Origin of the sequence: Vibrio sp. NH-UV-68, from assembly GCF_042940635.1 — a bacterium.
Taxonomy (GTDB): domain Bacteria; phylum Pseudomonadota; class Gammaproteobacteria; order Enterobacterales; family Vibrionaceae; genus Vibrio; species Vibrio pacinii.
The window spans coordinates 2940260-2955204 of sequence record NZ_CP134975.1 but is presented as its reverse complement, the minus strand read 5'-3'; the positions used below and the strand labels follow the sequence as shown (position 1 = coordinate 2955204).

The following is a 14945-nucleotide window of genomic DNA, read 5'->3' as shown; positions in this document are numbered from 1 at the left end:
GCTATGATTGCTCTTTAACAATTTGGAAAGCTGACGAACAACGACCGTGATTGGTGGTTGTTCAATAAAAGTTCTCAAATCCTAACTTACTTTGAAATAGAGGTGATTTAGGTACCAACACACATTCAAGTGTTCTTGGAAACAGCACAATACGTTGTGATGTTTAATATTTGAGTCCGGCAAAATCGTGTCTGCACATGTATAAAAATGCAGACAACTTTGGTTGCTAACAAAGACCCTTTCGGGTTGTATGGTTAAGTGACTAAGCGTACACGGTGGATGCCTTGGCAGTCAGAGGCGATGAAAGACGTAGTAACTTGCGATAAGCCCAGATTAGGTAGTAACAACCTTTTGAGTCTGGGATTTCTGAATGGGGAAACCCACGTGCATAAGCACGTATCATTAACTGAATACATAGGTTAATGAGGCGAACCGGGGGAACTGAAACATCTAAGTACCCCGAGGAAAAGAAATCAACCGAGATTCCGAAAGTAGCGGCGAGCGAAATTGGACTAGCCCTTAAGCTTTTAATGATGCAGGTGAAGAGTCTGGAAAGTCTCGCGATACAGGGTGATAGCCCCGTAACCGACACATCATAATCAGTGAAATCGAGTAGGGCGGGACACGTGATATCCTGTCTGAATATGGGGGGACCATCCTCCAAGGCTAAATACTACTGACTGACCGATAGTGAACCAGTACCGTGAGGGAAAGGCGAAAAGAACCCCTGTGAGGGGAGTGAAATAGAACCTGAAACCGTGTACGTACAAGCAGTAGGAGCCCACTTTGTTGGGTGACTGCGTACCTTTTGTATAATGGGTCAGCGACTTATATTCAGTAGCAAGGTTAACCATCTAGGGGAGCCGTAGAGAAATCGAGTCTTAACTGGGCGTCGAGTTGCTGGATATAGACCCGAAACCAGGTGATCTAGCCATGGGCAGGTTGAAGGTTGAGTAACATCAACTGGAGGACCGAACCGACTAATGTTGAAAAATTAGCGGATGACTTGTGGCTAGGGGTGAAAGGCCAATCAAACCTGGAGATAGCTGGTTCTCCCCGAAATCTATTTAGGTAGAGCCTCGGACGAATACTACTGGGGGTAGAGCACTGTTAAGGCTAGGGGGTCATCCCGACTTACCAACCCTTTGCAAACTCCGAATACCAGTAAGTACTATCCGGGAGACACACGGCGGGTGCTAACGTCCGTCGTGGAGAGGGAAACAACCCAGACCGCCAGCTAAGGTCCCAAAGTATAGCTAAGTGGGAAACGATGTGGGAAGGCTTAGACAGCTAGGATGTTGGCTTAGAAGCAGCCATCATTTAAAGAAAGCGTAATAGCTCACTAGTCGAGTCGGCCTGCGCGGAAGATGTAACGGGGCTAAGCTATACACCGAAGCTGCGGCAATACAGTTTACTGTATTGGGTAGGGGAGCGTTCTGTAAGCCGTTGAAGGTGAATCGTAAGGTTTGCTGGAGGTATCAGAAGTGCGAATGCTGACATGAGTAACGATAATGGGGGTGAAAAACCTCCACGCCGGAAGACCAAGGGTTCCTGTCCAACGTTAATCGGGGCAGGGTAAGTCGACTCCTAAGGCGAGGCCGAAAGGCGTAGTCGATGGGAAACGGGTTAATATTCCCGTACTTCTTACAATTGCGATGGGGGGACGGAGAAGGCTAGGTGGGCCTGGCGACGGTTGTCCAGGTTCAAGTGCGTAGGCGGAAGGTTTAGGTAAATCCGGACTTTCATAACGCTGAGACACGATGTCGAGCATCTACGGATGTGAAGTCATTGATGCCATGCTTCCAGGAAAAGCCTCTAAGCTTCAGATTGTAAGGAATCGTACCCCAAACCGACACAGGTGGTCGGGTAGAGAATACCAAGGCGCTTGAGAGAACTCGGGTGAAGGAACTAGGCAAAATGGTACCGTAACTTCGGGAGAAGGTACGCTCTTGACGGTGAAGTCCCTTGCGGATGGAGCTATTGAGAGTCGCAGATACCAGGTGGCTGCAACTGTTTATTAAAAACACAGCACTGTGCAAAATCGTAAGATGACGTATACGGTGTGACGCCTGCCCGGTGCCGGAAGGTTAATTGATGGGGTTAGACTTAGGTCGAAGCTCTTGATCGAAGCCCCGGTAAACGGCGGCCGTAACTATAACGGTCCTAAGGTAGCGAAATTCCTTGTCGGGTAAGTTCCGACCTGCACGAATGGCGTAATGATGGCCACGCTGTCTCCACCCGAGACTCAGTGAAATTGAAATCGCTGTGAAGATGCAGTGTACCCGCGGCTAGACGGAAAGACCCCGTGAACCTTTACTACAGCTTGGCACTGAACATTGACCCTACATGTGTAGGATAGGTGGGAGACTTTGAAACCGGTACGCCAGTATCGGTGGAGTCAACCTTGAAATACCACCCTTGTAGTGTTGATGTTCTAACTTAGCCCCATTATCTGGGGTGAGGACAGTGCCTGGTGGGTAGTTTGACTGGGGCGGTCTCCTCCCAAAGAGTAACGGAGGAGCACGAAGGTGGGCTAAACACGGTTGGACATCGTGTGGTTAGTGCAATGGCATAAGCCCGCTTGACTGCGAGAATGACAATTCGAGCAGGTGCGAAAGCAGGTCATAGTGATCCGGTGGTTCTGAATGGAAGGGCCATCGCTCAACGGATAAAAGGTACTCCGGGGATAACAGGCTGATACCGCCCAAGAGTTCATATCGACGGCGGTGTTTGGCACCTCGATGTCGGCTCATCACATCCTGGGGCTGAAGTCGGTCCCAAGGGTATGGCTGTTCGCCATTTAAAGTGGTACGCGAGCTGGGTTTAGAACGTCGTGAGACAGTTCGGTCCCTATCTGCCGTGGGCGTTGGAAGATTGAAGGGGGCTGCTCCTAGTACGAGAGGACCGGAGTGGACGAACCTCTGGTGTTCGGGTTGTCACGCCAGTGGCATTGCCCGGTAGCTAAGTTCGGAATCGATAAGCGCTGAAAGCATCTAAGCGCGAAGCGAGCCCTGAGATGAGTCTTCCCTGGCACTTTAAGTGTCCTAAAGGGTTGTTCAAGACTAGAACGTTGATAGGCAGGGTGTGTAAGTGCTGCGAGGCATTGAGCTAACCTGTACTAATTGCCCGTGAGGCTTAACCATACAACACCCAAAGGGTTTTGATGGACTCAAAGCAAGAATATTGAATGTGTGACGAACTTTTACAGCTTTCCGAATTTTAAGAATTTGCTTGGCGACCATAGCGATTTGGACCCACCTGATTTCCATGCCGAACTCAGAAGTGAAACGAATTAGCGCCGATGGTAGTGTGGGGTCTCCCCATGTGAGAGTAGGACATCGCCAGGCTTTAATTTAGTGTTTGCCTTTTATAAAGGTGAAGACAAAATAGCGACTTTGCTTATTTACTAAGCAAGTCACCATAAAGTTCTAAATTATTTTAGAGTTTTATGTTGACTTACAGAGTCAATGGCGTATTATACGCATCCGCTTGAGAGGTTAAGGCCTTGAAAAGCAACGCTCTTTAACAATATAAACCTATCAATCTGTGTGGGCACTCGTTGATGATAATCCAATAGGTTGTTGCTTAGGCAATGACCGTTTCTTCGGAAACACATTGGGTTCAATGAACTGAGTGACCAATACGAATAGCTACTTGTAGCTATTTGGCACAGTCAATTCATTATCATTCTGTTGGAATGATAATAGCTTTAAAATTACCGTTTACTTTCGAGTAAGCGCAGTTTTGAAGTCAGTATTCATTGAGCCGAAAAAACTTAAATTGAAGAGTTTGATCATGGCTCAGATTGAACGCTGGCGGCAGGCCTAACACATGCAAGTCGAGCGGAAACGACAACATTGACCCTTCGGGTGATTTGTTGGGCGTCGAGCGGCGGACGGGTGAGTAATGCCTGGGAAATTGCCCTGATGTGGGGGATAACCATTGGAAACGATGGCTAATACCGCATGATGCCTACGGGCCAAAGAGGGGGACCTTCGGGCCTCTCGCGTCAGGATATGCCCAGGTGGGATTAGCTAGTTGGTGAGGTAATGGCTCACCAAGGCGACGATCCCTAGCTGGTCTGAGAGGATGATCAGCCACACTGGAACTGAGACACGGTCCAGACTCCTACGGGAGGCAGCAGTGGGGAATATTGCACAATGGGCGCAAGCCTGATGCAGCCATGCCGCGTGTATGAAGAAGGCCTTCGGGTTGTAAAGTACTTTCAGTCGTGAGGAAGGGGGTATCGTTAATAGCGGTATTCTTTGACGTTAGCGACAGAAGAAGCACCGGCTAACTCCGTGCCAGCAGCCGCGGTAATACGGAGGGTGCGAGCGTTAATCGGAATTACTGGGCGTAAAGCGCATGCAGGTGGTTCGTTAAGTCAGATGTGAAAGCCCGGGGCTCAACCTCGGAATAGCATTTGAAACTGGCGGACTAGAGTACTGTAGAGGGGGGTAGAATTTCAGGTGTAGCGGTGAAATGCGTAGAGATCTGAAGGAATACCAGTGGCGAAGGCGGCCCCCTGGACAGATACTGACACTCAGATGCGAAAGCGTGGGGAGCAAACAGGATTAGATACCCTGGTAGTCCACGCCGTAAACGATGTCTACTTGGAGGTTGTGGCCTTGAGCCGTGGCTTTCGGAGCTAACGCGTTAAGTAGACCGCCTGGGGAGTACGGTCGCAAGATTAAAACTCAAATGAATTGACGGGGGCCCGCACAAGCGGTGGAGCATGTGGTTTAATTCGATGCAACGCGAAGAACCTTACCTACTCTTGACATCTACAGAAGCCAGCGGAGACGCAGGTGTGCCTTCGGGAACTGTAAGACAGGTGCTGCATGGCTGTCGTCAGCTCGTGTTGTGAAATGTTGGGTTAAGTCCCGCAACGAGCGCAACCCTTATCCTTGTTTGCCAGCGAGTAATGTCGGGAACTCCAGGGAGACTGCCGGTGATAAACCGGAGGAAGGTGGGGACGACGTCAAGTCATCATGGCCCTTACGAGTAGGGCTACACACGTGCTACAATGGCGCATACAGAGGGCGGCGAGACAGCGATGTTAAGCGAATCCCAAAAAGTGCGTCGTAGTCCGGATTGGAGTCTGCAACTCGACTCCATGAAGTCGGAATCGCTAGTAATCGTGGATCAGAATGCCACGGTGAATACGTTCCCGGGCCTTGTACACACCGCCCGTCACACCATGGGAGTGGGCTGCAAAAGAAGTAGGTAGTTTAACCTTCGGGAGAACGCTTACCACTTTGTGGTTCATGACTGGGGTGAAGTCGTAACAAGGTAGCCCTAGGGGAACCTGGGGCTGGATCACCTCCTTATACGATGATTACTCACGATGAGTGTCCACACAGATTGATGGTTTATGTAGTTTAAGAGATAGAGCACCCCCCAAGGTGTTCAACTTAGTGTCCCGTTCGTCTAGAGGCCTAGGACACCGCCCTTTCACGGCGGTAACAGGGGTTCGACTCCCCTACGGGATACCATTGGGTCGTTAGCTCAGTTGGTAGAGCAGTTGACTTTTAATCAATTGGTCGCAGGTTCGAATCCTGCACGACCCACCATTTCCTCCCGCGGAAATGCTTACTTTAGGTAAGAAAACAATGTGGGCGATTAGCTCAGTTGGGAGAGCACCTGCCTTACAAGCAGGGGGTCACTGGTTCGAGCCCGGTATCGCCCACCATTCTCTAAATGTTTTTGGATTTGAATTTCCAAACCACTTCAGTAAAACGGGTGTGGTTAGAATTTTCGACCGTCTAAGAATCTTTAGAAAATGTTTTCTTCGGCTACGCAGTAGCAAAGAACTCATGCTCTTTAACAATTTGGAAAGCTGACGAACAACGACTGTGATTAGTGGTTGTTCAATAAAAGTTCTCAAATCCTAACTTACTTTAAAATAAAGGTGATTTAGGTACCAACACACATTCAAGTGTTCTTGGAAACAGCACAATACGTTGTGATGTTTAATATTTGAGTCCGGCAAAATCGTGTCTGCACATGTATAAAAATGCAGACAACTTTGGTTGCTAACAAAGACCCTTTCGGGTTGTATGGTTAAGTGACTAAGCGTACACGGTGGATGCCTTGGCAGTCAGAGGCGATGAAAGACGTAGTAACTTGCGATAAGCCCAGATTAGGTAGTAACAACCTTTTGAGTCTGGGATTTCTGAATGGGGAAACCCACGTGCATAAGCACGTATCATTAACTGAATACATAGGTTAATGAGGCGAACCGGGGGAACTGAAACATCTAAGTACCCCGAGGAAAAGAAATCAACCGAGATTCCGAAAGTAGCGGCGAGCGAAATTGGACTAGCCCTTAAGCTTTTAATGATGCAGGTGAAGAGTCTGGAAAGTCTCGCGATACAGGGTGATAGCCCCGTAACCGACACATCATAATCAGTGAAATCGAGTAGGGCGGGACACGTGATATCCTGTCTGAATATGGGGGGACCATCCTCCAAGGCTAAATACTACTGACTGACCGATAGTGAACCAGTACCGTGAGGGAAAGGCGAAAAGAACCCCTGTGAGGGGAGTGAAATAGAACCTGAAACCGTGTACGTACAAGCAGTAGGAGCCCACTTTGTTGGGTGACTGCGTACCTTTTGTATAATGGGTCAGCGACTTATATTCAGTAGCAAGGTTAACCATCTAGGGGAGCCGTAGAGAAATCGAGTCTTAACTGGGCGTCGAGTTGCTGGATATAGACCCGAAACCAGGTGATCTAGCCATGGGCAGGTTGAAGGTTGAGTAACATCAACTGGAGGACCGAACCGACTAATGTTGAAAAATTAGCGGATGACTTGTGGCTAGGGGTGAAAGGCCAATCAAACCTGGAGATAGCTGGTTCTCCCCGAAATCTATTTAGGTAGAGCCTCGGACGAATACTACTGGGGGTAGAGCACTGTTAAGGCTAGGGGGTCATCCCGACTTACCAACCCTTTGCAAACTCCGAATACCAGTAAGTACTATCCGGGAGACACACGGCGGGTGCTAACGTCCGTCGTGGAGAGGGAAACAACCCAGACCGCCAGCTAAGGTCCCAAAGTATAGCTAAGTGGGAAACGATGTGGGAAGGCTTAGACAGCTAGGATGTTGGCTTAGAAGCAGCCATCATTTAAAGAAAGCGTAATAGCTCACTAGTCGAGTCGGCCTGCGCGGAAGATGTAACGGGGCTAAGCTATACACCGAAGCTGCGGCAATACAGTTTACTGTATTGGGTAGGGGAGCGTTCTGTAAGCCGTTGAAGGTGAATCGTAAGGTTTGCTGGAGGTATCAGAAGTGCGAATGCTGACATGAGTAACGATAATGGGGGTGAAAAACCTCCACGCCGGAAGACCAAGGGTTCCTGTCCAACGTTAATCGGGGCAGGGTAAGTCGACTCCTAAGGCGAGGCCGAAAGGCGTAGTCGATGGGAAACGGGTTAATATTCCCGTACTTCTTACAATTGCGATGGGGGGACGGAGAAGGCTAGGTGGGCCTGGCGACGGTTGTCCAGGTTCAAGTGCGTAGGCGGAAGGTTTAGGTAAATCCGGACTTTCATAACGCTGAGACACGATGTCGAGCATCTACGGATGTGAAGTCATTGATGCCATGCTTCCAGGAAAAGCCTCTAAGCTTCAGATTGTAAGGAATCGTACCCCAAACCGACACAGGTGGTCGGGTAGAGAATACCAAGGCGCTTGAGAGAACTCGGGTGAAGGAACTAGGCAAAATGGTACCGTAACTTCGGGAGAAGGTACGCTCTTGACGGTGAAGTCCCTTGCGGATGGAGCTATTGAGAGTCGCAGATACCAGGTGGCTGCAACTGTTTATTAAAAACACAGCACTGTGCAAAATCGTAAGATGACGTATACGGTGTGACGCCTGCCCGGTGCCGGAAGGTTAATTGATGGGGTTAGACTTCGGTCGAAGCTCTTGATCGAAGCCCCGGTAAACGGCGGCCGTAACTATAACGGTCCTAAGGTAGCGAAATTCCTTGTCGGGTAAGTTCCGACCTGCACGAATGGCGTAATGATGGCCACGCTGTCTCCACCCGAGACTCAGTGAAATTGAAATCGCTGTGAAGATGCAGTGTACCCGCGGCTAGACGGAAAGACCCCGTGAACCTTTACTACAGCTTGGCACTGAACATTGACCCTACATGTGTAGGATAGGTGGGAGACTTTGAAACCGGTACGCCAGTATCGGTGGAGTCAACCTTGAAATACCACCCTTGTAGTGTTGATGTTCTAACTTAGCCCCATTATCTGGGGTGAGGACAGTGCCTGGTGGGTAGTTTGACTGGGGCGGTCTCCTCCCAAAGAGTAACGGAGGAGCACGAAGGTGGGCTAAACACGGTTGGACATCGTGTGGTTAGTGCAATGGCATAAGCCCGCTTGACTGCGAGAATGACAATTCGAGCAGGTGCGAAAGCAGGTCATAGTGATCCGGTGGTTCTGAATGGAAGGGCCATCGCTCAACGGATAAAAGGTACTCCGGGGATAACAGGCTGATACCGCCCAAGAGTTCATATCGACGGCGGTGTTTGGCACCTCGATGTCGGCTCATCACATCCTGGGGCTGAAGTCGGTCCCAAGGGTATGGCTGTTCGCCATTTAAAGTGGTACGCGAGCTGGGTTTAGAACGTCGTGAGACAGTTCGGTCCCTATCTGCCGTGGGCGTTGGAAGATTGAAGGGGGCTGCTCCTAGTACGAGAGGACCGGAGTGGACGAACCTCTGGTGTTCGGGTTGTCACGCCAGTGGCATTGCCCGGTAGCTAAGTTCGGAATCGATAAGCGCTGAAAGCATCTAAGCGCGAAGCGAGCCCTGAGATGAGTCTTCCCTGGCACTTTAAGTGTCCTAAAGGGTTGTTCAAGACTAGAACGTTGATAGGCAGGGTGTGTAAGTGCTGCGAGGCATTGAGCTAACCTGTACTAATTGCCCGTGAGGCTTAACCATACAACACCCAAAGGGTTTTGATGGACTCAAAGCAAGAATATTGAATGTGTGACGAACTTTTACAGCTTTCCGAATTTTAAGAATTTGCTTGGCGACCATAGCGATTTGGACCCACCTGATTTCCATGCCGAACTCAGAAGTGAAACGAATTAGCGCCGATGGTAGTGTGGGGTCTCCCCATGTGAGAGTAGGACATCGCCAGGCTTTAATTTAGTGTTTGCCTTTTATAAAGGTGAAGACAAAATAGCGACTTTGCTTATTTACTAAGCAAGTCACCATAAAGTTCTAAATTATTTTAGAGTTTTATGTTGACTTACAGAGTCAATGGCGTATTATACGCATCCGCTTGAGAGGTTAAGGCCTTGAAAAGCAACGCTCTTTAACAATATAAACCTATCAATCTGTGTGGGCACTCGTTGATGATAATCCAATAGGTTGTTGCTTAGGCAATGACCGTTTCTTCGGAAACACATTGGGTTCAATGAACTGAGTGACCAATACGAATAGCTACTTGTAGCTATTTGGCACAGTCAATTCATTATCATTCTGTTGGAATGATAATAGCTTTAAAATTACCGTTTACTTTCGAGTAAGCGCAGTTTTGAAGTCAGTATTCATTGAGCCGAAAAAACTTAAATTGAAGAGTTTGATCATGGCTCAGATTGAACGCTGGCGGCAGGCCTAACACATGCAAGTCGAGCGGAAACGACAACATTGACCCTTCGGGTGATTTGTTGGGCGTCGAGCGGCGGACGGGTGAGTAATGCCTGGGAAATTGCCCTGATGTGGGGGATAACCATTGGAAACGATGGCTAATACCGCATGATGCCTACGGGCCAAAGAGGGGGACCTTCGGGCCTCTCGCGTCAGGATATGCCCAGGTGGGATTAGCTAGTTGGTGAGGTAATGGCTCACCAAGGCGACGATCCCTAGCTGGTCTGAGAGGATGATCAGCCACACTGGAACTGAGACACGGTCCAGACTCCTACGGGAGGCAGCAGTGGGGAATATTGCACAATGGGCGCAAGCCTGATGCAGCCATGCCGCGTGTATGAAGAAGGCCTTCGGGTTGTAAAGTACTTTCAGTCGTGAGGAAGGGGGTATCGTTAATAGCGGTATTCTTTGACGTTAGCGACAGAAGAAGCACCGGCTAACTCCGTGCCAGCAGCCGCGGTAATACGGAGGGTGCGAGCGTTAATCGGAATTACTGGGCGTAAAGCGCATGCAGGTGGTTCGTTAAGTCAGATGTGAAAGCCCGGGGCTCAACCTCGGAATAGCATTTGAAACTGGCGGACTAGAGTACTGTAGAGGGGGGTAGAATTTCAGGTGTAGCGGTGAAATGCGTAGAGATCTGAAGGAATACCAGTGGCGAAGGCGGCCCCCTGGACAGATACTGACACTCAGATGCGAAAGCGTGGGGAGCAAACAGGATTAGATACCCTGGTAGTCCACGCCGTAAACGATGTCTACTTGGAGGTTGTGGCCTTGAGCCGTGGCTTTCGGAGCTAACGCGTTAAGTAGACCGCCTGGGGAGTACGGTCGCAAGATTAAAACTCAAATGAATTGACGGGGGCCCGCACAAGCGGTGGAGCATGTGGTTTAATTCGATGCAACGCGAAGAACCTTACCTACTCTTGACATCTACAGAAGCCAGCGGAGACGCAGGTGTGCCTTCGGGAACTGTAAGACAGGTGCTGCATGGCTGTCGTCAGCTCGTGTTGTGAAATGTTGGGTTAAGTCCCGCAACGAGCGCAACCCTTATCCTTGTTTGCCAGCGAGTAATGTCGGGAACTCCAGGGAGACTGCCGGTGATAAACCGGAGGAAGGTGGGGACGACGTCAAGTCATCATGGCCCTTACGAGTAGGGCTACACACGTGCTACAATGGCGCATACAGAGGGCGGCGAGACAGCGATGTTAAGCGAATCCCAAAAAGTGCGTCGTAGTCCGGATTGGAGTCTGCAACTCGACTCCATGAAGTCGGAATCGCTAGTAATCGTGGATCAGAATGCCACGGTGAATACGTTCCCGGGCCTTGTACACACCGCCCGTCACACCATGGGAGTGGGCTGCAAAAGAAGTAGGTAGTTTAACCTTCGGGAGAACGCTTACCACTTTGTGGTTCATGACTGGGGTGAAGTCGTAACAAGGTAGCCCTAGGGGAACCTGGGGCTGGATCACCTCCTTATACGATGATTACTCACGATGAGTGTCCACACAGATTGATGGTTTATTAGTTTTAAAGACGATACTGGGTCTGTAGCTCAGGTGGTTAGAGCGTTCGCCTGATAAGCGAGAGGTCGGTGGTTCAAGTCCACTCAGACCCACCAATCTTCCTGTTAAGGGAATTGGCACACAGTATCAACACCTGATGGGGCTATAGCTCAGCTGGGAGAGCGCCTGCCTTGCACGCAGGAGGTCTGCGGTTCGATCCCGCATAGCTCCACCATCTTTAAGCGCATTAGTGATAGTGTCTTTAGAAATGGTTTCGATAGAAATCTTTGCTCTTTAACAATTTGGAAAGCTGACGAACAACGACCGTGATTGGTGGTTGTTCAATAAAAGTTCTCAAATCCTAACTTACTTTGAAATAGAGGTGATTTAGGTACCAACACACATTCAAGTGTTCTTGGAAACAGCACAATACGTTGTGATGTTTAATATTTGAGTCCGGCAAAATCGTGTCTGCACATGTATAAAAATGCAGACAACTTTGGTTGCTAACAAAGACCCTTTCGGGTTGTATGGTTAAGTGACTAAGCGTACACGGTGGATGCCTTGGCAGTCAGAGGCGATGAAAGACGTAGTAACTTGCGATAAGCCCAGATTAGGTAGTAACAACCTTTTGAGTCTGGGATTTCTGAATGGGGAAACCCACGTGCATAAGCACGTATCATTAACTGAATACATAGGTTAATGAGGCGAACCGGGGGAACTGAAACATCTAAGTACCCCGAGGAAAAGAAATCAACCGAGATTCCGAAAGTAGCGGCGAGCGAAATTGGACTAGCCCTTAAGCTTTTAATGATGCAGGTGAAGAGTCTGGAAAGTCTCGCGATACAGGGTGATAGCCCCGTAACCGACACATCATAATCAGTGAAATCGAGTAGGGCGGGACACGTGATATCCTGTCTGAATATGGGGGGACCATCCTCCAAGGCTAAATACTACTGACTGACCGATAGTGAACCAGTACCGTGAGGGAAAGGCGAAAAGAACCCCTGTGAGGGGAGTGAAATAGAACCTGAAACCGTGTACGTACAAGCAGTAGGAGCCCACTTTGTTGGGTGACTGCGTACCTTTTGTATAATGGGTCAGCGACTTATATTCAGTAGCAAGGTTAACCATCTAGGGGAGCCGTAGAGAAATCGAGTCTTAACTGGGCGTCGAGTTGCTGGATATAGACCCGAAACCAGGTGATCTAGCCATGGGCAGGTTGAAGGTTGAGTAACATCAACTGGAGGACCGAACCGACTAATGTTGAAAAATTAGCGGATGACTTGTGGCTAGGGGTGAAAGGCCAATCAAACCTGGAGATAGCTGGTTCTCCCCGAAATCTATTTAGGTAGAGCCTCGGACGAATACTACTGGGGGTAGAGCACTGTTAAGGCTAGGGGGTCATCCCGACTTACCAACCCTTTGCAAACTCCGAATACCAGTAAGTACTATCCGGGAGACACACGGCGGGTGCTAACGTCCGTCGTGGAGAGGGAAACAACCCAGACCGCCAGCTAAGGTCCCAAAGTATAGCTAAGTGGGAAACGATGTGGGAAGGCTTAGACAGCTAGGATGTTGGCTTAGAAGCAGCCATCATTTAAAGAAAGCGTAATAGCTCACTAGTCGAGTCGGCCTGCGCGGAAGATGTAACGGGGCTAAGCTATACACCGAAGCTGCGGCAATACAGTTTACTGTATTGGGTAGGGGAGCGTTCTGTAAGCCGTTGAAGGTGAATCGTAAGGTTTGCTGGAGGTATCAGAAGTGCGAATGCTGACATGAGTAACGATAATGGGGGTGAAAAACCTCCACGCCGGAAGACCAAGGGTTCCTGTCCAACGTTAATCGGGGCAGGGTAAGTCGACTCCTAAGGCGAGGCCGAAAGGCGTAGTCGATGGGAAACGGGTTAATATTCCCGTACTTCTTACAATTGCGATGGGGGGACGGAGAAGGCTAGGTGGGCCTGGCGACGGTTGTCCAGGTTCAAGTGCGTAGGCGGAAGGTTTAGGTAAATCCGGACTTTCATAACGCTGAGACACGATGTCGAGCATCTACGGATGTGAAGTCATTGATGCCATGCTTCCAGGAAAAGCCTCTAAGCTTCAGATTGTAAGGAATCGTACCCCAAACCGACACAGGTGGTCGGGTAGAGAATACCAAGGCGCTTGAGAGAACTCGGGTGAAGGAACTAGGCAAAATGGTACCGTAACTTCGGGAGAAGGTACGCTCTTGACGGTGAAGTCCCTTGCGGATGGAGCTATTGAGAGTCGCAGATACCAGGTGGCTGCAACTGTTTATTAAAAACACAGCACTGTGCAAAATCGTAAGATGACGTATACGGTGTGACGCCTGCCCGGTGCCGGAAGGTTAATTGATGGGGTTAGACTTCGGTCGAAGCTCTTGATCGAAGCCCCGGTAAACGGCGGCCGTAACTATAACGGTCCTAAGGTAGCGAAATTCCTTGTCGGGTAAGTTCCGACCTGCACGAATGGCGTAATGATGGCCACGCTGTCTCCACCCGAGACTCAGTGAAATTGAAATCGCTGTGAAGATGCAGTGTACCCGCGGCTAGACGGAAAGACCCCGTGAACCTTTACTACAGCTTGGCACTGAACATTGACCCTACATGTGTAGGATAGGTGGGAGACTTTGAAACCGGTACGCCAGTATCGGTGGAGTCAACCTTGAAATACCACCCTTGTAGTGTTGATGTTCTAACTTAGCCCCATTATCTGGGGTGAGGACAGTGCCTGGTGGGTAGTTTGACTGGGGCGGTCTCCTCCCAAAGAGTAACGGAGGAGCACGAAGGTGGGCTAAACACGGTTGGACATCGTGTGGTTAGTGCAATGGCATAAGCCCGCTTGACTGCGAGAATGACAATTCGAGCAGGTGCGAAAGCAGGTCATAGTGATCCGGTGGTTCTGAATGGAAGGGCCATCGCTCAACGGATAAAAGGTACTCCGGGGATAACAGGCTGATACCGCCCAAGAGTTCATATCGACGGCGGTGTTTGGCACCTCGATGTCGGCTCATCACATCCTGGGGCTGAAGTCGGTCCCAAGGGTATGGCTGTTCGCCATTTAAAGTGGTACGCGAGCTGGGTTTAGAACGTCGTGAGACAGTTCGGTCCCTATCTGCCGTGGGCGTTGGAAGATTGAAGGGGGCTGCTCCTAGTACGAGAGGACCGGAGTGGACGAACCTCTGGTGTTCGGGTTGTCACGCCAGTGGCATTGCCCGGTAGCTAAGTTCGGAATCGATAAGCGCTGAAAGCATCTAAGCGCGAAGCGAGCCCTGAGATGAGTCTTCCCTGGCACTTTAAGTGTCCTAAAGGGTTGTTCAAGACTAGAACGTTGATAGGCAGGGTGTGTAAGTGCTGCGAGGCATTGAGCTAACCTGTACTAATTGCCCGTGAGGCTTAACCATACAACACCCAAAGGGTTTTGATTGGACTCAAAGCAAGAATATTGAATGTGTGACGAACTTTTACAGCTTTCCGAATTTTAAGAATTTGCTTGGCGACCATAGCGATTTGGACCCACCTGATTTCCATGCCGAACTCAGAAGTGAAACGAATTAGCGCCGATGGTAGTGTGGGGTCTCCCCATGTGAGAGTAGGACATCGCCAGGCTTTAATTTAGTGTTTGCCTTTTATAAAGGTGAAGACAAAAAATGGACACTTGCGAATGCGAGTACGCCACTGCGGAGTGGTAGTTCAGTTGGTTAGAATACCGGCCTGTCACGCCGGGGGTCGCGGGTTCGAGTCCCGTCCACTCCGCCATT

The 14945-nt window shown here is 49.7% G+C and carries 6 tRNA genes and 8 rRNA genes; all 14 read left to right on the top strand.

The features are described from left to right. Positions 1–252 precede the first annotated feature (252 nt). The 14 genes from ViNHUV68_RS13535 to ViNHUV68_RS13470 all read left to right on the top strand — a co-directional run bounded on the left by ViNHUV68_RS13535 (position 253) and on the right by ViNHUV68_RS13470 (position 14943). Positions 253–3143, top strand: a 23S ribosomal RNA gene (locus tag ViNHUV68_RS13535). An 87-nt stretch (positions 3144–3230) separates the two neighbouring features. After that, positions 3231–3347, top strand: a 5S ribosomal RNA gene (gene rrf, locus ViNHUV68_RS13530). Between the two features lie 430 nt (positions 3348–3777). After that, a 16S ribosomal RNA gene (locus tag ViNHUV68_RS13525) occupies positions 3778–5330 on the top strand. An 89-nt stretch (positions 5331–5419) separates the two neighbouring features. Next, positions 5420–5495: transfer RNA gene (locus ViNHUV68_RS13520), tRNA-Glu, on the top strand. 2 nt (positions 5496–5497) lie between these two features. Beyond that, a tRNA-Lys gene (locus ViNHUV68_RS13515) sits at positions 5498–5573 on the top strand. Positions 5574–5616: 43 nt separating this feature from the next. Then, a tRNA-Val gene (locus ViNHUV68_RS13510) sits at positions 5617–5692 on the top strand. A 369-nt stretch (positions 5693–6061) separates the two neighbouring features. Next, a 23S ribosomal RNA gene (locus ViNHUV68_RS13505) occupies positions 6062–8952 on the top strand. Between the two features lie 87 nt (positions 8953–9039). Beyond that, positions 9040–9156, top strand: a 5S ribosomal RNA gene (gene rrf, locus ViNHUV68_RS13500). A gap of 430 nt (positions 9157–9586) precedes the next feature. After that, positions 9587–11139: ribosomal RNA gene (locus ViNHUV68_RS13495) — 16S ribosomal RNA — on the top strand. A gap of 65 nt (positions 11140–11204) precedes the next feature. Further along, positions 11205–11281 (top strand) — tRNA-Ile (locus ViNHUV68_RS13490). A gap of 43 nt (positions 11282–11324) precedes the next feature. Further along, positions 11325–11400, top strand: a tRNA-Ala gene (locus ViNHUV68_RS13485). Positions 11401–11697: 297 nt separating this feature from the next. Further along, positions 11698–14588, top strand: a 23S ribosomal RNA gene (locus ViNHUV68_RS13480). Positions 14589–14676: 88 nt separating this feature from the next. Next, positions 14677–14793 (top strand): 5S ribosomal RNA (gene rrf, locus ViNHUV68_RS13475). The 16S, 23S and 5S rRNA genes sit together here with 6 tRNA genes alongside, the layout of an rRNA operon. 73 nt (positions 14794–14866) lie before the next feature. Continuing rightward, a tRNA-Asp gene (locus ViNHUV68_RS13470) sits at positions 14867–14943 on the top strand. Positions 14944–14945: the final 2 nt, after the last annotated feature.